Here is a 21,349-nt window from a genome sequence, read left to right as displayed (position 1 = left end):
AGATAGACGCGACGCGCTTAACCCTCCAGCTCCTCGCGCAGCATCTCGAGCTCCAGCCATTCCTCCTCCATCGCCGCCAGCCCGGCGCGCAGCGTCCCGAGCTCGGCGGCGAGCCGGTTGAAGGTCGCCGGATCCCTGGTGAACAGGGCGGGGTCGGCCATAAGCGCCTCGCGCTTGGCGATCTCCGCCCCGGCCTTCGCCATCTCCTTCGGCAGGGTCTCCAGCGCGAATTTCTGCTTGTAGGAGAGCTTGCCCTTCGCCTTGACCGAAGCGGCGGCGGCGGGCGTCGCGGCTGCCTTCGCCTTGTCGGCGCGCTCCGCCTTGCGCCGGTCCTCCTCCGCGCCGCGGCGCTGCGCCATCATGTCCGAGTAGCCGCCGGCATATTCGATCCAGCGGCCGTCGGGCGCGGACGGATTGGCGGGCGCGATGGTGGAGGTGACGGTCCGGTCGAGGAAGTCGCGGTCGTGGCTGACAAGGATGACCGTTCCGGCAAAACCCGCGACGATCTCCTGCAGCAGATCGAGCGTCTCGATGTCGAGGTCGTTGGTCGGCTCGTCGAGGATCAGGAGGTTGGTCGGCCGCGACAGGATGCGGGCGAGCATCAGGCGGGCGCGCTCGCCGCCCGACAGGCTGCGGATCGGCGTGCGGGCCTGTTCCGGCTGGAAGAGGAACTCCTTCATGTAGCCGGTGACGTGGCGCTGCTCGCCGTTGACCAGCAGCGTTTCGCCGCGTCCGTCGGTCAGGTGGTGGGCGAGGCTGTCCTCGAGGTTCAGATCCTCGCGGCGCTGGTCGAGCGTGGCGATCTCCAGATTGGTGCCGAGCTTCACCGTGCCGGAATCCGGCTCGAGCTGGCCGGTCAGCATCTTGAGCAGCGTCGTCTTGCCGGCGCCGTTCGGGCCGACGAGGCCGATGCGGTCGCCGCGATGGACGCGCAGCGAGAAGGGCGCGACGATCAGGCGCTCGCCGTAGCTCTTGGCGATCGTCTCGGCCTCGACGACGAGCTTGCCGGAATCCTGCGCGTCGGAGGCGACCGCCTGGACGGCGCCCTGCGGTCCCTTGTGGCCGCGGTGGCGCGAGCGCATGTCCTGCAGTTCGCCGAGGCGGCGCATGTTGCGCTTGCGCCTCGCCGTCACGCCGTAGCGCAGCCAGTGCTCCTCGCGCTCGATCGCCTTGCCGAGCTTGTGCTGCTCCAGTTCCTCGGCCTCCAGCACCTCGTCGCGCCACGCCTCGAAATGGGCGAAGCCGCGGTTGAGGCGGCGCGACTGGCCGCGGTCGAGCCAGACGGTGGCGTTCGACACCTTCTCGAGGAAACGCCGGTCGTGCGAGATCACGACGAGGGCCGAGCGGCTGGCGGAGAGTTCGCCTTCCAGCCATTCGATGGTCGGCAGGTCGAGATGGTTGGTCGGCTCGTCGAGCAGCAGGATGTCGGGCTCGGGCGCCATGACGCGGGCGAGTGCCGCGCGGCGCGCCTCGCCGCCGGAGAGCGAGGCGGGGTGCTCCGCGCCGGTGAGGCCGAGATGCTCCAGCAGGTAGGTGACGCGGTAGGGATCGTCGCTCGGGCCGAGGCCCGATTCGGCATAGGCGGCGACCGTGTCGTAGCCGTCGAAATCCGGCGCCTGGTGCAGGTAGCGCACGGTGGCGGAGGGATGGCGGAAGACCTCGCCGGACTGCGGCTCGACGAGGCCGGCGGCGATCTTCATCAGCGTCGACTTGCCCGAGCCGTTGCGGCCGACGAGCGAGATGCGGTCGCCCGGCTCGACCTGCAGGCCGGCGCCGGCCAGCAGCGGCGCGCCGCCGAAGCTCAGGGTGATGTCGTCGAGTTTGAGGATGGGCGGTGCCACGGGTCAGGCTCCTGAACGGTCATAGGGCCGGGCGATGAGGACGGCCCGGCCGGTCTCGAGCGAAAGGCGGACGGGGCCCTGCGCCACGTTGGAAATGGTGCGCGAGGCGCCGAACGGCAGATCGAAGGCCGTCAGCGGATAGCGCACGTTGCCGATCGACAGGCCGGAGAGCCCCGACAGGCCGAGCACGGAAAACAGCGCGCCGTTCGGCAGGTCGATCTCCGACGTGCCGGCCAGCAGCGGCCAGGCCTCCTCCTCGCCGGAGGTCAGCATCACGTCGAGACCGTCCTCGTGAAGCGAGACGGCGTGCAGCAGGTGCATCAGCGCATGGTCGCTGCGCTCGCCGCCGAGCGCGCCGGCGAGGATCAGCCGGCGGGCGCCGCGCGCCAGCGCCGCGGCGACGGCAATGGCGCCGTCCGTCTCGTTCTTGGCCGCCGGATAGGGCTGGCGCGGCACGTCCGGCCAGGCGGCAAGGAGATCGTCCGGCGTGGAATCGAAGTCGCCGACCCAGATCTCCGGCGCGACGCCGAGCATCGCCGCATGCCGCATGCCGCCGTCCGCGGCGATGAACCGCGCGCCGTCGATCGCGGCCTTGAGCCGCGGCGTGGCGGCGAGCGTGCCGCCGAGAAGGATGACGAAGGTCTGGTCCGTGGTCATGGCCGATGCCCTTAGCCTATGTTCCGGGGAAAGGGAAAGAGTTTGGGAAGCACGTCGGCTTGCGCCCGCCGCGCCGGCGCAGCCGCTTCGCCCACGCGCGGGGTTCGCCGTGGTTTGTCGAATGTCTCGGACGGGGCGCCGCAAGCTGCCTCGTAAAGTAAATTTTATATGGCCCCTTGCGGCGCCCCGTTCGGCGGTTTGTGCCCGGACTTCGGTCGCTCTGCGAAAGCCGGGGCCGGTGGGTGTTCGCCGTCGGTTTCCGGTTGCCCGGCGGACGATGCCGACGCACCTCCGGTGCCCGGCCCCCTTGTGTGCCACACAGGCACGCCCGGCGCCGCGGTGGGGGAAGAAACGGCAGGCCCGGTCCGACGCCCCGCCGCCTTCCCCCGTGCACCGGAGGGAGACCAGTTTCCACGGACCCGGTGCGTGGGACTGCGCGTCCTCTTCCCACGCCCCGCGCCGACCCCGCCTCGCCGCAACGCCTTGCGGTGTATCCGTGGACGGGATGGGACGATTGTAGGCACAGGTTCGCAGGGCGGGGAAAACGGGGATGCGGTTTTTCTTCTCCCCTTGAGGGAGAAGAAGCGATTTCAACATCTTAGCGCAAGCTAAGTGTTAGAAATCGCAGATGGGGGGGCGGCTGTTCTGGCGCACCGTCGCTGCCCCCTCACCAACAAAATCTAAGACTTAGCTGGCGCTAAATCTTGATTTTGCGGCCTTATGTAGCAAACGCACCAAGAGCGGATGCGCGTAGATGCGCAAGTTTTTGAGAAATATAGGAATCTTTTCAATTGGCTGGCGCCATACAGGAAAGTTTTCGTTTGTCAAGACCGCTAAGAATCACTATCCTAACAAATGGGAGGAGATTGTTAGCTGCATTATTCCGTTTGGGAGGAGGTGCAGCCAACAATCGTTGGTACATAATATGACCTACACACCACAGCACATTGCGAACTATTTTTTGGACAGAGCTGCAACCGATGGACGTCGTCTGTCCCCTCTCAAGCTCGTGAAGCTCATTTACATCGCTTATGGCTGGTATCTGGCGCTAAAAGACCAAAAGCTCTTTAACGAGCCAATAGAGGCATGGCAGCACGGTCCGGTAGTGCCGTCGATTTATCATGAATTCAAACACTACGGTTCAGGGCCGATAGCGGGCAACTCGGTTACCGTGGATTATGATGACGCGAACGGGAAAATAACCCTGGCAGTAAGCACGCCGCGCGTACCCGATAACGACAGGGAAGCCAATATCGTTTTGGATACGGTGTGGAAGTCCTATAAAGATTATTCTGCATGGCAGCTTCGAGAAATGACGCACGAAGTAGATACGCCTTGGAAGCGCGTATACGAAGATGGCGTTCGTGGTATAAAGATGCAGGACGCACATATTCGTGAGCACTATGTCGACAGAATCGGGCGATACATCGAAGCCAGCACGCCAAAGCAAAAGGAAGCCGCCGAGCATTGAAGACCTTCAAGGGGTCAACATAAGCAGCGGCGTAAAGACGGTTGAGGGTGGCTCATCAAAGCCGAATGGAAGTTCCGTCAAAGCATCCTATAAACATCGGACTATCTGTTATTATCCAGTAACAGATGACGAACTATCGCAGATCGCTACATTTAATAGAGTAAGCGCTGCTATGTTCTCTATTGGCTCGTTTCTGCTTGGTCTGTCCGTCGATGTCGCCAAAGACATATTGACGACAGACAATCTGGGCGAAGCTTTGAGACGCACAATGACGGCTGCGTCAATTTCAACTGCGATAGTTTGCGTTGTCTGCTACGGTTTAGGCATCTTTTTTTGGCGACTAAAATCTACGCAGACAAACAGCATAAAGTCTCAATCAGTCGATGATCTCTAGGCGTGTTACGCCCGCAGCCACGAGGCACTGAAGCATAAACGCCGCCGTGAATTTGCCCCTAGAGAGCTTATTCCGCACGTTCACCTCTTTCTCGTCAATTCCTAGTTGGGAAAGCCGTTCAACAAGATGCGCATAGGTTATACCCTTGCGCTTCAATTCTGCCTTCAGGAGGTTGGCGGCCTTCATTTCCCAGTCCGTTTTTTCGACCATGTATCACCTGCGATGCGAAATGTATCGTAAATGATGACATATGCCATTGACTGCGCTACGTCAATGTACTATTTCCGTTACATACGTAACGGAAATGATGACAAATGGCACAGCATTTCCTCCTCAAGGCAGAAGCCCGCACACTCTCCCTCGTCGGGGAGAGGAAACGGGGGGGGGCGGTGGGCCGCCGCGCCGTGCGCGCCGACAAATCCGCGGTATTGAGCAGCAACTGCCACCACCGTCCCTATCTCTTCAGTTCACGGGGGTTCGGCCCGCGTCAGGCGCGTTGTCAATCAGGGACTTCCGGTGTATATAGAAATGATGCATTTCTATAGGAGTCTGCGATGTCGTCTACGGTTTCGGCGAATGTCGATGGGAAGACCGCCACGAAATTGAAGATGGTGGCCTCGATGGAGAACAGATCCGTATCAAATGCTGTTTCCAGCGCGATCACTGTATTTGTCGGACTTCCGAAGGGGGTTCGGGATTTCCTGCTCGAATTGAACGCGCAGAACGATCAGGAGACGATTATCAGACTTGGTCGCGAGATGATGGCTGCGGCGGCAAGGGTCCGCCTTGAGAAAGCGACCAACGACCTCGCATCCGAGCATCGTTTCGGGGGGCCGGAGCTTGCCGGCAGCGAGATTGACATGCTGGAAGAAGCGACGGCGTTGAGCCGGGCCGCGGCTCATCGGAAGTAGCGCATGGATCGTCCCGTCCGAGTGCTCCTGGATGTCAACATCTACGTGGGCAACATAATGGCGCACGATCGTGGTCATAAAGGAACGGCAACGCAGGCTCTCGTGTCCATGGTCGGCGGTCAACAATGGGGCATCGCCAACAGGGCGCAACTGATCATCTCGTTCGAAATGATCGATACCCTCGAAACGGTGCTCCGTCGCCTGGGATACTCTGAGGATCGAATCAAGGCCTACTCTGGATCCATTGTTGACATAGCAAGATACGGCCCAGATGCGCTCGACCCCTATCTCATTTTGGGTGGAGAAGAGCGTTTCGCCATGTCTGACGTGGAAGATGCAGGCGTGTTGGCTACGGCCGTTGGCGCCAAGGCCGACATTCTCGTCACGGACAACCTAAAGGATTTCACGACCAAGGACGCTTCCACGGTAGAAACTCAAGTGGTGGACACCACCTCATCGGGCCAGAGACCCCTGCAGGCTCTGAGATATGAGACCGGAAGTGCGAACCTGATCGTCGCACACCCCTTCGATGTGATGCAATGGATACGCCTGGGCTATGACTTTACGCCCGGCACACTTTGGGATGCCATCCAGAGGCCCGGAAAAGACCTCGGTCTGTGACAGCGGCGATAGTTCTGCTGCATGTGCAGATTTGGTGGCAGTCGCTACCCAATTCCGCGGTTCAGCCTTCGGTCTCCGCGCTCCGGCCCTCGATCTTGTTTCCTCTCCCCCTCGTCGGGGAGAGGAAACGGGTGTTGCGGCGGCATGGTCAGGCAGCACCCTTCGCGCCTGCGGCAGCGCAGGCCGGGCGCGTCGAGGGGGTGGCGGGCTCTTTCGCCGGGCGTTTCGGTCCGCGCCCTCGGCCGGCGGCCGCGACGAGCCGGTTGAACCAGCCGAGGCCCTGCCATTCGGGCCGGGACAGCGGGTCGGCGAGGGGATCGCGGCGACCTGCGGGCGGCTTGCGGTTCAGCGCCTCAAAGAGGACAATCCATTCGTAAAGCATGGCTCGATCTCCTGATTTTCCGTGGTTTTCCGGAGATAGGCGATCGGGCGGCGCGGATGTAGGCGCGCGAATGAAAGGGGTCTTTCACCGATGAAAGACGAGAACTGGGACGATCTGCGGCTCTTCCTGCACGTGGCGCGGGAGGGCGGAAGTGCGGCTGGTGGCGGATCGGCTGGCGGCGGTTGTTTTGCAGCATCGCCCGGCGGTGGCGTGACGGGAGAGCGTTGCCTCCGGCGACCCGCGACCGCGCATTGCCGCCCGGCCTATTCGGCCGCGACGCCGCGCGATCGCGGCGACACGCCGGCGGCCGACGGGCCGGCGAACTGCATCTTGACGAAGGTGCGGTAGGCGAGGATCTGCCGCACGAGCCGGTGCGGATCCCCCGTGACCTTCGCCATGATGATGCCGCCGTCGATGATGCAGGACAGCATCTCGGCCATCACGGCGATGTCGACCGGCTCGCGCGGCGGGCCGGCGGCGGCGATCGCCTCCAGATGGCTGCGGATGCGGCTGTTGACGCTCTCGATCGCCTCGCGGTTGAGATCGACGACGCGGCGGTCGAACAGCCGCTCCTGGTAGCAGATCGAGGCGATCATGCAGCCGGGATGGCCGCCGGGAAGGTCCGCCATCAGTTCGGCCAGCATCTTCAGGCCGATCAGGAACGCCTGCAGCGGGTCGTCGGACAGCTCGGCCGCCCGGCCGAACAGTTCGTCGAGAATGCGGTGGTCCTCGGCGATGTAGCGGCGCAGCAGCTCGTGCGCGAGTTCGTTCTTGTCGCGGAAGTGGTAGAAGAAGCCGCTCTTGGTGATGCCCGCCTCGGCGATCACCTCCTCGATCGAGGTCGCGGCGAAACCCTTGGCCAGCACCGACGCCTCGGCCACGTCGAGAATGCGTTCACGCGTCGCCTCGCCCTTGCGCAAGAGGAGCCTCCAAAACTGTACCTGCGGTACGGAAATGCCGGGTTGCGACCTTATCATATCGTGTCCGAAGGCCGGCAGACAAAATGCAACCCGTTGCTATTGCTGGATACTATGAAAAGTAACGTTTGCCGCACCACGCGTTCACTGGTTTGCCGCGGCGCGATCTGGGAAAACCGTCGCCGTCCCGGGCGGTTCGGCCGCCTGCAATCATGGAGGGTTCAGCCATGGCGAAATATCGCCACGCATTGCCGCAGGCCGATGGCGGCCTGTTCCTGAGCGACGGTGGAATGGAAACCGCGCTCATCTTTCTTCAGGGGGTCGACCTGCCGCATTTTGCATCCTTCGTCCTGCTCGGGGACGAGGCGGGGCGTTCGGCGCTCGTGACCTATTACGAGCACTTCCTGCCGATCGCGAAAAGCCGCGGCCTGGGGTTCGTTCTCGACACCGCCACATGGCGGGCAAGCCCCGACTGGGGCAGGCTCGTCGGCTTCGACGCCGAACGGCTGAAGGCCGTCAACGTCGCCGCCGTGGATCTCGTCGCCGGCCTGCGCGACAGGTGGGAGACGCCGGCGACGCCGATCGTGCTCAACGGCGCCATCGGTCCGCGCGGCGACGGCTACAAGGCCGGCCGCATGGAGGCGGACGAGGCGGAGGACTACCACGCGTTCCAGGTCGACGCCTTCGCCGGCACACAGGCCGACATGGTCTCGGCGATCACGATGAACACGGTGAACGAGGCCGTGGGCATCGCGCGGGCCGCCAAGGCGGCGGCCATGCCCTGCGTGGTGTCCTTCACCGTCGAGACGGACGGACGGCTGGTGAACGGCACGACGCTCCGGGCCGCCGTCGAGGCGACCGAGGAGGCGACCGGAGGGTCGCCGGCCTATTACATGATCAACTGCGCGCATCCGAGCCATTTCGACCGGGCGCTGGCGCGGGGCGAGGCCTGGGTGCAGCGCATCCACGGCGTGCGCGCCAATGCCTCGGCGAAGAGCCACGCGGAGCTCGACGAGTCCGAGACGCTCGATGTCGGCGACATGGCCGACCTCGGCCGCCGCTACAGGGCGCTGACGCGGGCGTTCCCGTCGATGCGCGTGCTGGGCGGCTGCTGCGGCACCGACCACCGGCACGTGGCGGCCATCTGCGAGGCCTGCATCCCGGCTGCCGCCTGAGACGGCCGGCCGGGCGAGCGCGCGCGACAGGGCGGAGGGAGCAAGGCTTCCTCCGCCGACGCGGTTTCTCGCGTCCCGCCTCCGTCTCTCCGCCCTCCCTTGCCAAGCGCAGCGGAGCGGACTACACCTGCCGATGCTCTAACGGGGTGCCGCGGGTCGCTTGCGATCCGACGGCTGAGAGGCGCAGCGCCAACCCGAAGAACCTGATCCGGTTTGTACCGGCGGAGGGATTAGACGGCACATCCGGCGCCCTATTCCCGTTTTTGGATCGAAGGAGGCGCCGATGCGCAGGGGATTTTTCACGACCGTCGCGGCGCTTGCCGCTGTTCTTTCTTCTTCCGCCGCGGCGCAGGAGAAGACGCTCACCGTCTATACCTATGAAAGCTTCGTCGCCGAATGGGGGCCGGGACCGAAGGTGAAGCAGGCCTTCGAGACGGCCTGCGGCTGCACGGTCGAATGGGTCGGCGTCGCCGACGGGGTCGAGCTGCTGACGCGGCTGAAGCTCGAGGGCGAGGGCACCAAGGCCGACGTCGTGCTCGGGCTCGACACCAACCTGATCGCGGAAGCCAAGGCCACCGGGCTCTTCGCGCCGCACGGGCTTTCGCCTGAGGGTCTGACGGTGCCGGGCGGCTTTTCCGACGACACGTTCCTGCCCTACGACTACGGCCATTTCGCCGTGATCTACGACACCGAGACGCTGAAAAACCCGCCGAAGAGCCTGAAGGAACTCGTCGAGGGCAATGCGGACGAGAAGATCGTCATCGAGGATCCGCGCACCTCGACGCCGGGGCTCGGGCTGCTGCTCTGGGTGAAGTCGGTCTATGGCGACGAGGCGGGTGCGGCCTGGGCGAAGCTCAGGGACCGCGTGCTGACGGTGACGCCCGGCTGGTCGGAGGCCTATGGGCTCTTCACCAAGGGCGAGGCGCCGATGGTGCTCTCCTACACGACGTCGCCCGCCTATCACATGATCGCCGAGGGCACCGAGCGCTACCAGGCGGCGGCCTTTTCCGAGGGGCACTATATCCAGATCGAGGTCGCCGGCATGACGAAGACGGCGGACGATCCGGCGCTGGCGAATGAGTTCCTGACCTTCATGACAAGCGCGGACTTCCAGTCGATCATCCCGGAGACCAACTGGATGATGCCGGCCGGGCCGACGCACGAGGCTCTGCCGGCGGCCTTCGACCGGCTGGTCAAGCCGCAAAAGACCTTCCTGATGCCGCCGGAAGAGGTCGAGGCGAACCGCAAGGCCTGGATCGACGAGTGGCTCGCCGCGATGAGCGGCAAGTGACGGCCTGATGTACGCCCGCGCGGAACGACGCTTCCTGCTTGCGGCCGGGGGCACAGCCCTCGGCTTCGTCGTTCTGTTCGTCGGCATCGCCGTCGCGCTGCTGCTCGCCCATGGCGGCGGGCCGCGCGGCGGGCTGTTCGACGCCTATGTCGCGCGCGTCGTGCGGTTCACGCTGCTGCAGGCGGCGCTTTCGACGCTTCTGTCCGTCGCGCTCGCCATTCCCGTTGCGCGGGCGCTGGCGCGCCAGCGGCGCTTTCCCGGCCGGCGCTGGCTGATCGGCCTTTCGGCCCTGCCGCTCGGCCTGCCGGCGCTGGTGGCGACGCTCGGCGTCATCGAGATCTGGGGCCGGCAGGGCGTCGTCAACGACATTGCCGGCGCGCTCGGCATCGCCGCCCGGCTCAATGTCTACGGACTGACCGGCATCCTGATCGCCCATGTCTTCTTCAACCTGCCGCTCGCCGCGCGGCTGATGCTCGCGGGGCTGGAGCGCATCCCCGGCGAATACCGGCTGACGGCCGCCAATCTCGGCATGGGTCCCTCCGCCGTCTTCCGGCTGATCGAATGGCCGGTGCTGCGCCGGCTGGTGCCCGGCATCGCCGGCCTGGTCTTCATGCTCTGCGCCACCAGCTTCACCATCGTGCTGACGCTCGGCGGCGGGCCGGCGGCGACGACGATCGAGGTCGCGATCTACCAGGCGCTGCGCTTCGATTTCGATCCGGGGCGCGCCGTCCTGCTCGCCTTCCTGCAGATCGCCCTCACCGCCGCGCTGCTCATGGCGCTGTCCGTCTTCGCGGCGCCGGTCGACGAGGGCACGACGGGCGGACGCCCGGTCCGGCGTTTCGACGCCGCGGCGGGCCGTATTGCCGACGCGCTGGTGCTGGCGCTCTTCACGCTCTTCGTCGCCGCGCCGCTAGCCGCCGTCGCCGTGGCGGGGCTTGCGGCCGATGCCGGGCGGCTCGCCGCCGATCCGCTGGTGCACCGGGCGCTCGCCACGAGCCTCGCCATTGCCGTCGCGTCGGCCGCCTGCGCGCTCGCGCTGGCGCTGCCCGTGGTCTGCGTCCCGCTCGTCGAGCGCAGAGCCGCATCGCCGCTGCGCGGCGCGCTCGACGCCGGTCTGGCGGCGGCCGGTTCCCTCGTGCTGCTGGTGCCGCCCGTGGTGATCGCCACCGGCTGGTTCCTGGCTTTGCGGCCGCTCGGCGACACCGGGGCCTATGCGCCGGTCGTCGTGACGCTGATCAACGCGCTGATGGCGCTTCCCTTCGCCGTCCGGGTGCTTGGACCGGCGGTGAGGACACATGTTGCGCGGACGGGCCGGCTGGCGGCGAGCCTCGGCGTGACCGGGATGCATCGCCTGCGATGGATCGACCTGCCGGCCCTGAAGAGGCCGCTGCTGACCGCCTTCACCTTCGCCATGGCGCTGTCGCTCGGCGACCTCGGCGCCGTCGCGATCTTCGGCGCCGACGGCTTCGTCACCCTGCCGTGGCTGCTTTTCAGCCGCATGGGAAGCTACCGGACCGACGACGCGGCGGGCATCGCGCTGCTGCTCGGCATGCTCTGCCTGCTGCTGGCGCTGCCCGCGACCGCGCGCGGCGAGGGAAGGAGCGTCCATGTCTGAGCCGCACGCGGCGCCGGCGATCCACCTGACGGAGGCGACGGTGGCCTTTGCAGAAAGGCACCTGGCCTTCTCCTGCGCCATCCCCGCCGGCGCTGCCGTCGCGGTGACCGGCCCCTCGGGCGCGGGCAAGTCGACGCTGTTCAACATCATCGCCGGGTTCCAGCCGCTCGCGGCCGGCCGGGTGGAACTCTTCGGCGAGGACATGCGCCGCCGCGACCCGGCCGAGCGGCCGGTCTCGATCGTCTTCCAGGACAACAACCTCTTCGCGCATCTGACGGTCGGTCAGAATGTCGGGCTCGGCATGCACCCGGGGCTGCGGCTCACCGCAACGGACCGGGAGACGGTCGCGGCGGCGCTGGCGCGCGTCGGGCTGGCGGGCTATGAGGCGCGGCTTCCCGCGACGCTGTCGGGCGGGGAACGCCAGCGCGTGGCGCTGGCGCGCGCCTTCGTCCGCCGCCGCCCGATCCTGCTTCTGGACGAGCCCTTCGCCGCGCTCGATCCCTCGATGCGCTCCGAGATGATCGAACTCATCGGCGAGATCCGTCGCGAAACGCGGAGCACGATGCTGCTCATTACCCACCAGCCGGATGACATCGATCGTGTCGCCGACCACGCCATGTTCCTCGACGGCGGCCGTATCGCCGTGCTGGAGGCGGTCGGAGCCTTCCTGTGCCGTCGCGAGCCGCCCGCCCTGGCACGATTCCTTGCTCCTTGAAATATAATATTAATTTCGTGGCAAGCCTGGTGCCACATTTTGGACGCCCGTCTGTGTCAACGCAGCCACAAAGGGAACCGTTCGTCGAATCGGGAGTTGCCCCGCGGCGAGGGCACGACTATCTCTTGTCAGAATATTGCTGCAGCGCGGCGCGTCGCCGAAGGGGCTTGGCGGGTTTGATACAGTGGAACGACCAGCGTCTCGACCGTGACGGCAAGCGTTCCGCCCTTGGGCGGGCGGCGTTGCTGACGGGTCTCGCGCTGCTGCTTTCCGGCTGCCAGTCCGCGCTGGAGCAATCCTATGAGCCGACGGTGTCGCCGTCTTCCAACCCGCAAATCGTTTCCGAAGTGCAGAAGAACGATCCGCGGGCCCAGCTCGGCGCGCGCGAACATCCGCGCATCGTCGCGAGCTACGGTGGCGAATACCGCGACGCCAGGACCGAACGGCTCGTCGCGCGCATCACCGGCGCCCTGACGGCCGTGTCGGAGAATCCGAGCCAGTCCTACCGGATCACCATCCTCAATTCGCCGGCGATCAACGCCTTCGCGCTGCCGGGCGGCTATCTCTACGTGACGCGCGGCCTGCTGGCGCTCGCCAACGACGCGGCCGAGGTCGCCGCCGTGCTCAGCCACGAAATGGCGCATGTCACCGCCAACCACGGCATCGAGCGGCAGAAGAAGGAAGAGGCCGAGGTGATCGCGAGCCGCGTGGTCGCGGAGGTGCTGTCGAGCAACATCGCCGGCAAGCAGGCGCTCGCCCGCGGCAAGCTCCGGCTCGCCGCCTTCTCGCGCAACCAGGAGCTCCAGGCCGATGTGATCGGCGTGCGCATGCTGGGCGAGGCGGGCTACGACCCTTATGCGGCTGCGCGTTTCCTCGATTCGATGGCGGCCTATGCCCGCTTCACGGCGGTCGATCCGGAAAGCGACCAGAGCCTCGACTTCCTGTCCAGCCACCCCAACGCACCGCAGCGCGTCGAGCTCGCGCGCCGGCATGCCCGCGCCTTCGGGCAGCAGGGATCGGTCGGCGAGACGGGGCGCGCCTATTACCTCGCCGGCATCGACGGGCTGCTCTATGGCGACAGCCCGCAGGAAGGCTATGTGCGCGGCCAGACCTTCCTGCACGGCAAGCTCGGCATCCGCTTCGACGTGCCGGCCGGATTCCAGATCGACAACAAGGCGGATGCGGTGCTCGCGACCGGGCCGGGCGATGTCGCCATCCGCTTCGACGGCGTCGCCGACAGCCAGGGCCAGAACCTCGTCAACTACATCTCCAGCGGCTGGGTGACCGGGCTCAAGCCGGATACGATCCGGGCGATGACGATCAACGGGCTCGAGGCGGCGACCGCGAAGGCGGCGGCGGACCGCTGGGAGTTCGACGTCACGGTGATCCGCATCGACAAGCAGATCTACCGGTTCCTGACGGCCGTGCCGCAGGGATCGCCGGCGCTGATCACGACATCCGACGTGCTGAAATCGTCCTTCCGCCGCCTGAGCGAGGCGGAGGTCGCGTCGCTGAAACCCTTGAGGATCCGCGTCGTGACCGCGTCGTCGTCCGACACGATCGCGACGCTCGCGGCCCGCATGATGGGGACCGACCGCAAGCTCGATCTCTTCCGGCTGATCAACGCGCTGTCGGCGACGAGTTCCGTCCGGCCGGGCGAAAAGTTCAAGATCATCACCGAATAGGCCACCTGCGGGACAAGGCAACGTTGCGCTGGCAGGCCTTTCCGTTCCCATATAAGCTAGGCCTTGGGGGAGCGCCGCGCGCTCGGTTCTTTCTCTGGGGGTGATATGTCTTTCATACGATTCTGCGTGCTTGCACTCCTGATGCCTCTTCTGCTTGCCGGCCGGGTCGAGGCCCAGACGGCGCCCGCGACCGAGGCCGAGCCGGCGAAGGTGGTGGAGCTGCTCCGGCTGCTGGAGGATCCGGAGGTGAAGAGCTGGCTCCAGGGGAAACAGGCCGCGCCGCTGCCCCTGGCGACCGAGGAGGCCGTCGAGCAGGTCGAGATCTGGGAATCGCAGGCGCGCACGCGCATCGGCTCGCTGCTCGCCGCCGTGCCGCGCGTCGACGACGAGCTCTCCCGGCTGACGCAGTCGGTGCGACGGCAGGCGCAGGAGAGCGGCTTTGCTCCGGCCGCGGTGCTGCTTGCGCTGATCATCGGCATCGGCATCGCCGTCGAATGGTTCTTCCGCCGCTCGGTGAAGACGGCGACCTTCGCCAGCCGCCTGCTGACGCAGGCCTATGTGGAATTCAGCCCGCTGGTCATCTTTTCCGTCACCGCGGCGGCGCTTTTCCTGCTGTTCGGCTGGCCGCCGCTGATGCGGGTCGTCGTGCTCTATTCGCTGCTCGCCGTCATCGGCTGCCGCGCCGCGATCGCGCTCGGCCGCCTCGCCCTGGTCGTCGAAGCCATCTCGCCGCGCGAGTTTTCGCGCGGGCGGCTGTTTCTCGCGGTTCTTTCCGCCGGGCTGGCGCTCTCGGCCATCGTGAAGCGTCTCGGCATGGACCCGGACGCGCGCATCGTCCTGGCGATGGGCTTCTCGATCGCCCTGATGCTGATCGTGCTCGTGGCGATCTGGGCGCCGCGGCCGGACCTGCCGGCCTCGATGCAGCTGCGTGTCTCGCGCGTCCTGCGCACCGTCGGCGTCGTCGCGCTGTGGCTGCTGTGGTGCAGCGGCTTCATGGCCCTGTTCTGGCTGGGGGTGATGTTCGTCGTCGTCCCCCGCGGCGTCGCGGTCACCGACCGCGTGACGCGCGCCTTCGCCGCGTCCCGCTGGGGCGAGGAGGATACCGCCAGCCTTCGCACCGTCCTTTTGGTCCGCGGGATGCGCGCCCTCGTCATCGTCGCGGCGGTGGCCTGGGTGGCCTATGTCTGGCGCCACAATCTCGCGCTCGTGACCGGCCAGATGTCGCTGGTGCAGACCATCATTGCCGGCCTGTTCAAGAGCGTCGTCATCCTGCTTGTTCTCGATCTCGGCTGGCAGCTGATGCGTGCCTATATCGACCGCAGTCTCGCCGTTTCCACGACGGAGGGGCAGTCGCCGGACGAGATCGCCCGGCGCAGCCGCATCCGGACCCTGCTGCCGATCTTCCGCAACGCGCTTGCCGCCGTTCTCCTCTGCATTGCCGCACTGACGGTGCTGTCGCAGATGGGGGTGGAGATCGGGCCGCTGATCGCCGGCGCCGGCGTCTTCGGCGTGGCGATCGGCTTCGGCTCGCAGACGCTGGTGAAGGACGTCGTCAGCGGCATCTTCTACCTGATGGACGATGCGTTCCGCGTCGGCGAATATATCGAGGCCGGGAGCTATACCGGCGTCGTGGAGTCCTTCAGCCTGCGGTCGGTCCGCCTGCGCCACCACAGGGGCGCCGTCTTCACCGTGCCCTTCGGATCGCTCGGTGCGATCAAGAACGGCAGCCGCGACTGGACGATCGACAAGTTCCGCATCCGCGTGCCGTTCAAGACGGACCTCGACAAGGTGCGCAAGATCGTCAAGAAGATCGGCGAACAGCTGCTGGACGATCCGGAGTTCGGGCCGCATTTCATCAAGCAGCTCAAACTGAAGGGCGTCGAGCAGATCGGCGAATTCGGCATCGAGCTCGGCGTCGGCTTCACCTGCAAGCCGGGCGAGCAGATCATGATCCGCCGGCGCGCCTATACGATGCTCACCCAGGCCTTCGCCGCCAGCGGCATCGATTTCGCCCAGCCGACCGTTCAGGTGGGCGGTGAGGAAAAGGACGCTGCCGCAGCAGCACGGGCGCTGCAGCAGAAGATGAGCGCCGAGGCGCAGGCCGCGCAGCAAGCCGCCCCCTGAGCCGCAGCCGGCCGGCGCGAGCGGACGGGATCGGTCCCGTGGGCGGGAGGGCGCGCCTGACTTTGCGCCCGCCGCATCCGGCGTCAGGCGGTGGAAAAACCCGGCGTCTCGCTGACGAGGGCGCTGCGGAGCTTTTCGAGCGCGCGGTTCTCGATCTGGCGCACGCGCTCCTTGGAAATACCGAGCACGTCGCCGAGTTCCTCCAGGGTGGAGCTGCTGTCGGCGAGCCGGCGCGCCTTGATGATGGTCATCTCACGCTCGTTCAGCCGCGCCATCGCCATGCCGAGCCATTTGCGGCGGCGCTCGCCGTCGATCATCTCACTCACCTGCTCGTCCGGCAGGGGCGCGTCGCTTGCCAGGAAATCGAGGCGGTTGGCGCTCTCCTCGCCGTCGCCCGACAGCGGTGCCTGGAGCGAAATGTCGGAGGAGGAGAGGCGGGCATCCATGGTGCGCACGTCGGCGGGGCTGACCTTGAGGGCGGCGGCGATCTCCTGATGGACGGCCTCGGAGGTGAGGTACCGGTCGCCGCGGGCCAGCCGGGCGCGCAGCCGGCGCAGGTTGAAGAAAAGCGCCTTCTGCGCCGAGCTCGTGCCGCCGCGGACGATGGACCAGTTGCGCAGCACATAGTCCTGGATCGAGGCCCGGATCCACCAGGTGGCATAGGTCGAGAAGCGCACCTCGCGCGCCGGGTCGAAGCGCGCGGCCGCCTCGAGCAGGCCGATATAGCCTTCCTGCACCAGATCGCTCATCGGCAGGCCGAAGTTGCGGAACTTCGTGGCCATCGAAACGACGAGCCGCATATGCGCCATGGCGATGCGGTTGCGCGCCTCCTGGTCGCTGTGCTGCTTCCACGCCTGGGCCAGCGCCTGTTCCTCGTCGCGTTCGAGATAGGGGGCGGACATGGCAAGCTTGATCATGCGTCGGTCTGCTGCGCTCGTGGTCATCGGCATCTCCCCTGAGACGAGAGCGGATGGGGAACGATCGCGGTGAACGAACGATCGCTCCCATATCCCGGTTGTACGCGGCGGCCCCTCGGCCGGATCAGTCCGGCCGCACGCCCGGCTGTTGCCCGACCGGCCCCGGACGGATCCGGCGGCACGGAAGACGGGATCCAACGCTGCAGCGCAAAAAAGGTTCCCGGAACGATGAAACAAAAAACCCGGCTGGGAGGCAGCCGGGTTTTCGAAGGGTCTTGCGATCTCGGGGACGGTCAGGCGGCTTCGTCCTGCGCCTCGTCTTCCTCGACCACCTTGCCGCGCTTCGGCCCCTTGTTGAGGTTCGTCTCGACGAGGCGCACGGCCTCCGTCTCGGACATCTTGTTCACGGCGGCGATTTCGCGAGCCATCCGGTCGAGCGCGGCCTCGTAGAGCTGGCGCTCGGAATAGGACTGCTCCGGCTGGTTCTCGGCACGGTAAAGGTCGCGAACGACTTCGGCGATCGAGATCAGGTCGCCGGAATTGATCTTCGCGTCATATTCCTGCGCGCGGCGCGACCACATGGTACGCTTGACGCGGGCCTTGCCCTGAACGACCTTCAGCGCGCGGTCGACGAAGTCGGTCTCGGACAGCTTGCGCATGCCGATGGAGACGGCCTTGGCAACCGGCACCTTGAGGCGCATCTTGTCCTTCTCGAAGTCGATGACAAAAAGTTCGAGCTTCATGCCGGCGACTTCCTGCTCCTCGATGGCGACGATCTGACCGACGCCGTGAGCGGGATAGACGATGGATTCACCGGTTTTGAAGCCCTGACGCGTTGAAGATTTCTTCTGCTGGGTCGTCATTCTATTCAAATACTCCCTTGTACGCTCCCGGCGGAGAGCCGGGGCCGGGTCAGTGCGGCCCGGGAAAGACGGGGACACCGTCGGGTGACACCTAGCTGGTCCGTCCATCAGGGCACAAACAGAACTCTTGCGACACGATCACAGTTAAGCAACGCAACGTTGCTGGTGGGAGGTGAGCGGCGTCGCAGGGAACGTTTGCTTTCGTGGTGGTTTTCGGGCACGACGACGTGCCACGACATGGATCAGTATCTCGACCCTATCACAAAAAAGTGCGGAAATCAATAATTTGCTTCGCCGCACGCGGCAAACCCGCCTCGCCCGCCCGAAGGGCAGGCGGCGTCATTTTCCCCAGTTCCGTCCGCGTCGGCCGCCAGGCAAACCGTCGCGGTCAGTCGCCGGCGCCCGGCTCGGCGGAGAAGAATTTCTCGTACTTGCCCTCGACGCCGTCCATTTCCTTGGCCTCCGGCAGCGCGTCACGCTTGACGGTGATATTGGGCCAGATCTGGGCGAACTCGGCGTTGACCTTCAGCCATTTGTCGAGCCCCGGCTCCGTGTCGGGCTTGATCGCCTCGGCGGGACATTCCGGCTCGCAGACGCCGCAGTCGATGCATTCGTCGGGGTGGATGACGAGAAAGTTTTCGCCCTCGTAGAAGCAGTCGACAGGGCATACCTCGACGCAATCGGTGTACTTGCAGCGGATGCAGTTGTCGGTCACGACATATGTCATGATTCACTCCAGCGAATTCTCGTTCTGGCAGACTGTCTGGATGCCGTCGACCGGGCCGGTCTGCCGGGTGCTCGGTGGCCTGTTCCAGCCGCAAGCCGCCCCTTCACGGAGTTTGGAGGTAAAGGCTTTGCAGGCGGTTTGCAAGGACAAACCATGCGGAAAATCAAGCACAAGCGGTACGGATTTCTAATCCGACGACGGATCGCCGATACCTTTGAGCCGGTCTGTTTCGCGCCGCTCGCGCTTCGTCGGGCGCCCGGCGCCGCGCGCGCGCGTCGCCTGGTCGAAGCGGCTTTCGCCGCCGGCGGGCGGGCGGGGCGGCGTCAGGTCTTCGTAGAGCAGGCGCGCTTCCTCATAGGGGCCGCGCCGCGTGCCCGGATGCAGCACGCGCACGACGAGGTCGTGCCGGTCGAGCGACAGCACGACGACGTCGCCGGGCTTCAGCAGATGGGATGCCTGGCGCACGGGCTGGTCGTTGACCGCGACGTCGCCCGCCTCGATGGCCTTCGCGGCGAGCGAGCGGGATTTGCGCAGCCTCGCGAAGAACAGCCACTTGTCGATGCGCTGCCGCGCCGATCCTGCGGGCTGTTCTGCGGCCATGGCTACTTCTTCATCTGCTCCTTGAGCACCGCGAGCTTTGCGAAGGGCGAATCCGGATCGATCGGCTTCTCCTTGCGGGGCGGCCGGGCCTCGAATTTCGCCGGCTGCGGTTTGCCGCCGCGCTCCTGCCGGTCACCCCGCTCCGGACGGTTGCCGCCCTGCGGCTTTCCGTCGCGGCCACGGCCGTTCTCCTGCCGGCCGCCTTCGCCGTGACCCTTGCCGTGGCGTTCGCCGCCGCGGTTGCGGTCGCCGCGCCGATCGCCCTGGGGCCGGTCGCCCTGGGATCGATCGCCGTGCGGCCGTTCCCCCTGGGCCCGCTCGCCCTGCGCGCGTTCGCCGTGGCGGGCGCCATGCCCGCGATGGCCCTGGCGCTGGCTGCCGTCGTTCCGGCCGCCGGGACGCCACAGCAGCACGGGGCGCGGCTCGACCGCAGGTGCTTCTTCTTCCGCAGCCGGGGCTTCGGTCTCGGCGGCGGGTGCTGCGGCGCCGTCGGCACTTTCCGTCGGCGCGACCGCCGTGACGGCGGCATTGGCCTCGCTCTCGGCAGCGGCCGCCTCGGCGGGCTCGGCCGCGTCGGCATCCGTTTCCACGGATGCGGCGGCCTCTGCCGCAGCCTCCGTCACCGTCTCGCCGGCCGGAGCGGCCGCGGACTGGCCGTCCTGGGCGGCGAGGAAGGCGGCCGCCTCCTCCGCCTTCACGCTGTCGGCGCGGTAGCCGAGGCCCTTCAGGATTTCTTCCATGTCGTCCGGCGTCGCGCCGAGGATCGACAGCATGGAGGTCGTGGCGACGAAGCGGCGGCCGTCATAGGCGCCGTCCGGACGCGGCGAGGCGCCCGGCTTCCACTGCAGGAGCGGCCGGATCTGGTCGGCAAGCCGCTCCAGGATGTCGATGCGCACGGCCCGCTTGCCGAGGAAGCGGAAGCCGGCGAGCTTGTAGAAGGTGCGCTCGTAGGCGGGGTCGGTGACGACCGAGGTGCGGCCGGCGGCGAGGATCGGAATAAGCTCGCCGTAGCCGGGCTTGTCCAGCCCGTCGTTCTTCAGCGCCCAGAGCAGCGTGATGAGTTCGGCCGGCGCCGGCTTGAGCAGTGCCGGCATGAAGATGTGATAGGCGCCGAAGCGGATGCCATGCTTGCGGATCGAGGCGCGCGCGTCCTGGTCGAGCGACTTGACGTCGTCGGCGACGTCGCGGCGGAAGAGCACGCCGAGATTCTCGACGAGCTGGAAGGCAAGGCCCTTGGCAAGGCCTTCGAGGTCCTCGGCGCGCGACAGGTCGTCGAGCGGCTTCAGCACGGTCGCGATATGATGGTTGACGAAGCGCTCGACGCGGGCGGCGACGTGGTCGCGGGCAATGCCGGTCAGCTGCTCGTCGGCGAGCAGGATGACGCGCGGCCGCATGACGTGATCGCTGGCGGCAAGCCGCGCGACAGGGTCGCCGAGCCAGCGCACCGTGCCGTCGGAACCGAGCGCAAGATCGCTGTTGCCGGCGGCATGCAGACGTGCGGCGCGGGCCTCGAACTCCAGGGCCAGCGCCTTCTGGGCGGCACCCTGGACGGCCTTGGCGTCCGGACCTTCCGTTCCCGATGCGAGGGTGAACCGGAAGCCCGCCAACTGTCCCACATGATGTCCTTCCACAAAGACATCGCCATTCACACTGATTTCAGCTTCCAGCATCGCATTCTCTCTCAGGCGCTTCATGAGCACAGATGTCCTGCGATCAACAAAGCGTTTCGTCAACCGTTCATGCAGCGCATCGGACAATCGGTCTTCGATTTCCCGCGTCTTTTCCTGCCAGTGTGTCGGATCGGCCAACCAGTCCGGCCGATTCGAAACATAGGTCCAGGTCCTTATCTGCGCGATTCGTGCCGAAAGCGTGTCGATCTCGCCGTCAGTGCGATCGGCCCGGCGCACCTGCTCGGCCATGAAGTCCTCGTTGACGGCGCCGCGGCGCACGAGGTCGGCATAGAGGGTGGAAATCAGGTCGGCGTGCTGGGCCGGGGCGATGCGCCGGTAGTCGGGCAGGGCACAGGCTTCCCAGAGCTTTTCGACGCGCTCGCTGGAGGTCGCGAGCTCCCGGATGTCCGGATAGCGGGCGAGGTGGTCCAGCGCCTGCTGATCGACGGCCGGCAGCGCGCGCGTCAGGCCGCTGATCGCCGGCGGTGCGTCGAGCGAGGTCCTGAGCGTCGCGAGCGTCGTGAAGTCCAGTGCCTTCGAGCGCCACTGCAGGACGCGGACCGGGTCGAACTGGTGGGTCTCGACACGCTCGACCAGCTCGGGATCGAAAGGATCGACCCGCCCCGTGACGCCGAAGGTGCCGTCGCGCAGGTGCCGGCCGGCGCGGCCGGCGACCTGGCCGATCTCGCCGGCATTGAGATTGCGGTACTGGTAGCCGTCGAACTTGCGGTCCTGCGCGAAGGCGACGTGGTCGACGTCGAGATTGAGGCCCA

General features: G+C 66.3%; 19 protein-coding genes and 1 riboswitch. Of the genes, 9 read left to right on the top strand and 10 right to left on the bottom strand.

Annotated elements, in window-relative coordinates; translation table 11 throughout:
- Window positions 1–17 precede the first annotated feature (17 nt).
- Both LXM94_RS14615 and LXM94_RS14610 read right to left on the bottom strand, forming a co-directional pair.
- Window positions 18–1,841 carry an ABC-F family ATP-binding cassette domain-containing protein gene (locus LXM94_RS14615; RefSeq protein WP_235772202.1) on the bottom strand — a complete coding sequence of 608 codons (1,824 nt, stop codon included), beginning with the start codon at window positions 1,839–1,841 and terminating at the stop codon, window positions 18–20.
- Between the two features lie 3 nt (window positions 1,842–1,844).
- Complete coding sequence (locus LXM94_RS14610; RefSeq protein ID WP_235772201.1) at window positions 1,845–2,498, bottom strand: thiamine diphosphokinase; 654 nt, start codon at window positions 2,496–2,498, stop codon at window positions 1,845–1,847.
- Window positions 2,499–3,252: 754 nt separating this feature from the next.
- Here LXM94_RS14610 and LXM94_RS14605 point away from each other — a divergent pair.
- Window positions 3,253–3,969: a Panacea domain-containing protein gene (locus tag LXM94_RS14605; RefSeq protein ID WP_235772200.1), complete on the top strand. Its 717-nt coding sequence runs from the start codon at window positions 3,253–3,255 to the stop codon at window positions 3,967–3,969.
- Between the two features lie 376 nt (window positions 3,970–4,345).
- Here LXM94_RS14605 and LXM94_RS14600 read toward each other — a convergent pair whose 3' ends face one another.
- Entirely contained in the window at window positions 4,346–4,573 is a 228-nt protein-coding gene (locus tag LXM94_RS14600; protein WP_235772199.1) for a DUF6471 domain-containing protein, read from the bottom strand.
- A gap of 344 nt (window positions 4,574–4,917) precedes the next feature.
- On the opposite strand from LXM94_RS14600, the gene LXM94_RS14595 reads away from it, so the two are divergent.
- Entirely contained in the window at window positions 4,918–5,274 is a 357-nt protein-coding gene (locus LXM94_RS14595) for a hypothetical protein (protein ID WP_235772198.1), read from the top strand.
- A 3-nt stretch (window positions 5,275–5,277) separates the two neighbouring features.
- A complete protein-coding gene (locus tag LXM94_RS14590) occupies window positions 5,278–5,895 on the top strand; it encodes a PIN domain-containing protein (RefSeq protein WP_235772197.1) in 618 nt (205 codons plus the stop codon).
- 148 nt (window positions 5,896–6,043) lie between these two features.
- Here LXM94_RS14590 and LXM94_RS14585 read toward each other — a convergent pair whose 3' ends face one another.
- Window positions 6,044–6,277 carry a hypothetical protein gene (locus LXM94_RS14585; RefSeq protein ID WP_235772196.1) on the bottom strand — a complete coding sequence of 78 codons (234 nt, stop codon included), beginning with the start codon at window positions 6,275–6,277 and terminating at the stop codon, window positions 6,044–6,046.
- A gap of 263 nt (window positions 6,278–6,540) precedes the next feature.
- The gene (locus tag LXM94_RS14580) at window positions 6,541–7,197 is read right to left on the bottom strand and encodes a TetR/AcrR family transcriptional regulator (RefSeq protein ID WP_235772195.1); all 657 of its coding nucleotides are present in this window, start codon (window positions 7,195–7,197) and stop codon (window positions 6,541–6,543) included.
- Between the two features lie 224 nt (window positions 7,198–7,421).
- On the opposite strand from LXM94_RS14580, the gene LXM94_RS14575 reads away from it, so the two are divergent.
- The 6 genes from LXM94_RS14575 to LXM94_RS14550 all read left to right on the top strand — a co-directional run bounded on the left by LXM94_RS14575 (window position 7,422) and on the right by LXM94_RS14550 (window position 15,799).
- Window positions 7,422–8,369, top strand: a complete 948-nt coding sequence (locus LXM94_RS14575) for a homocysteine S-methyltransferase family protein (protein ID WP_235772194.1) — start codon at window positions 7,422–7,424, stop codon at window positions 8,367–8,369.
- A gap of 132 nt (window positions 8,370–8,501) precedes the next feature.
- Window positions 8,502–8,616: riboswitch (TPP riboswitch) on the top strand.
- A gap of 36 nt (window positions 8,617–8,652) precedes the next feature.
- The gene (thiB, locus tag LXM94_RS14570; protein WP_235772193.1) at window positions 8,653–9,660 is read left to right on the top strand and encodes a thiamine ABC transporter substrate binding subunit; all 1,008 of its coding nucleotides are present in this window, start codon (window positions 8,653–8,655) and stop codon (window positions 9,658–9,660) included.
- Window positions 9,661–9,667: 7 nt separating this feature from the next.
- On the top strand, window positions 9,668–11,275 hold the full coding sequence (gene thiP / locus LXM94_RS14565) for a thiamine/thiamine pyrophosphate ABC transporter permease (protein WP_235772192.1): 1,608 nt from the start codon (window positions 9,668–9,670) through the stop codon (window positions 11,273–11,275).
- Window positions 11,268–11,990, top strand: coding sequence for a thiamine ABC transporter ATP-binding protein (gene thiQ / locus LXM94_RS14560; protein ID WP_235772191.1), 723 nt, complete (start codon window positions 11,268–11,270; stop codon window positions 11,988–11,990). Before thiP ends, thiQ begins: the two co-directional genes overlap by 8 nt.
- Before the next feature lie 242 nt (window positions 11,991–12,232).
- Window positions 12,233–13,675, top strand: a complete 1,443-nt coding sequence (locus LXM94_RS14555) for a M48 family metalloprotease (protein WP_235772208.1) — start codon at window positions 12,233–12,235, stop codon at window positions 13,673–13,675.
- Window positions 13,676–13,780: 105 nt separating this feature from the next.
- A complete protein-coding gene (locus LXM94_RS14550) occupies window positions 13,781–15,799 on the top strand; it encodes a mechanosensitive ion channel family protein (RefSeq protein ID WP_235772190.1) in 2,019 nt (672 codons plus the stop codon).
- Window positions 15,800–15,882: 83 nt separating this feature from the next.
- Here the strand turns inward: LXM94_RS14550 and LXM94_RS14545 are convergent, their stop codons facing one another.
- The 5 genes from LXM94_RS14545 to LXM94_RS14525 form a co-directional block, all read right to left on the bottom strand.
- Window positions 15,883–16,743 carry an RNA polymerase factor sigma-32 gene (locus LXM94_RS14545; RefSeq protein ID WP_235772189.1) on the bottom strand — a complete coding sequence of 287 codons (861 nt, stop codon included), beginning with the start codon at window positions 16,741–16,743 and terminating at the stop codon, window positions 15,883–15,885.
- A gap of 266 nt (window positions 16,744–17,009) precedes the next feature.
- A complete protein-coding gene (locus LXM94_RS14540) occupies window positions 17,010–17,579 on the bottom strand; it encodes a CarD family transcriptional regulator (protein ID WP_235772188.1) in 570 nt (189 codons plus the stop codon).
- A 388-nt stretch (window positions 17,580–17,967) separates the two neighbouring features.
- The gene (gene fdxA, locus LXM94_RS14535) at window positions 17,968–18,306 is read right to left on the bottom strand and encodes a ferredoxin FdxA (RefSeq protein ID WP_235772187.1); all 339 of its coding nucleotides are present in this window, start codon (window positions 18,304–18,306) and stop codon (window positions 17,968–17,970) included.
- A gap of 186 nt (window positions 18,307–18,492) precedes the next feature.
- Complete coding sequence (locus tag LXM94_RS14530) at window positions 18,493–18,906, bottom strand: RNA-binding S4 domain-containing protein (RefSeq protein WP_235772186.1); 414 nt, start codon at window positions 18,904–18,906, stop codon at window positions 18,493–18,495.
- 2 nt (window positions 18,907–18,908) lie between these two features.
- On the bottom strand, window positions 18,909–21,349 hold a 2,441-nt coding region (locus tag LXM94_RS14525), incomplete at its 5' end, for a P-loop NTPase family protein (RefSeq protein WP_235772185.1).

Origin of the sequence: Rhizobium alarense (assembly GCF_021555155.1) — a bacterium.
In the GTDB taxonomy this organism is placed as follows: domain Bacteria; phylum Pseudomonadota; class Alphaproteobacteria; order Rhizobiales; family Rhizobiaceae; genus Rhizobium_D; species Rhizobium_D alarense.
The sequence above is the reverse complement of the archived record's forward strand: the minus strand, read 5'-3'. Positions and strand labels throughout refer to the sequence as shown.

Bases quoted from the DNA above. Each gene is read 5' to 3' on its own strand.
- LXM94_RS14610 (WP_235772201.1), bottom strand. From the start codon at position 2,498: ATGACCACGGACCAGACCTTCGTCATCCTTCTCGGCGGCACGCTCGCC.
- thiB (WP_235772193.1), top strand. From the start codon at position 8,653: ATGCGCAGGGGATTTTTCACGACCGTCGCGGCGCTTGCCGCTGTTCTT.
- LXM94_RS14590 (WP_235772197.1), top strand. From the start codon at position 5,278: ATGGATCGTCCCGTCCGAGTGCTCCTGGATGTCAACATCTACGTGGGC.
- LXM94_RS14585 (WP_235772196.1), bottom strand. From the start codon at position 6,277: ATGCTTTACGAATGGATTGTCCTCTTTGAGGCGCTGAACCGCAAGCCG.
- thiQ (WP_235772191.1), top strand. From the start codon at position 11,268: ATGTCTGAGCCGCACGCGGCGCCGGCGATCCACCTGACGGAGGCGACG.
- LXM94_RS14530 (WP_235772186.1), bottom strand. From the start codon at position 18,906: ATGGCCGCAGAACAGCCCGCAGGATCGGCGCGGCAGCGCATCGACAAG.
- LXM94_RS14605 (WP_235772200.1), top strand. From the start codon at position 3,253: ATGCGCAAGTTTTTGAGAAATATAGGAATCTTTTCAATTGGCTGGCGC.
- fdxA (WP_235772187.1), bottom strand. From the start codon at position 18,306: ATGACATATGTCGTGACCGACAACTGCATCCGCTGCAAGTACACCGAT.
- LXM94_RS14600 (WP_235772199.1), bottom strand. From the start codon at position 4,573: ATGGTCGAAAAAACGGACTGGGAAATGAAGGCCGCCAACCTCCTGAAG.
- LXM94_RS14575 (WP_235772194.1), top strand. From the start codon at position 7,422: ATGGCGAAATATCGCCACGCATTGCCGCAGGCCGATGGCGGCCTGTTC.
- thiP (WP_235772192.1), top strand. From the start codon at position 9,668: ATGTACGCCCGCGCGGAACGACGCTTCCTGCTTGCGGCCGGGGGCACA.
- LXM94_RS14540 (WP_235772188.1), bottom strand. From the start codon at position 17,579: ATGACGACCCAGCAGAAGAAATCTTCAACGCGTCAGGGCTTCAAAACC.
- LXM94_RS14595 (WP_235772198.1), top strand. From the start codon at position 4,918: ATGTCGTCTACGGTTTCGGCGAATGTCGATGGGAAGACCGCCACGAAA.
- LXM94_RS14550 (WP_235772190.1), top strand. From the start codon at position 13,781: ATGTCTTTCATACGATTCTGCGTGCTTGCACTCCTGATGCCTCTTCTG.
- LXM94_RS14545 (WP_235772189.1), bottom strand. From the start codon at position 16,743: ATGACCACGAGCGCAGCAGACCGACGCATGATCAAGCTTGCCATGTCC.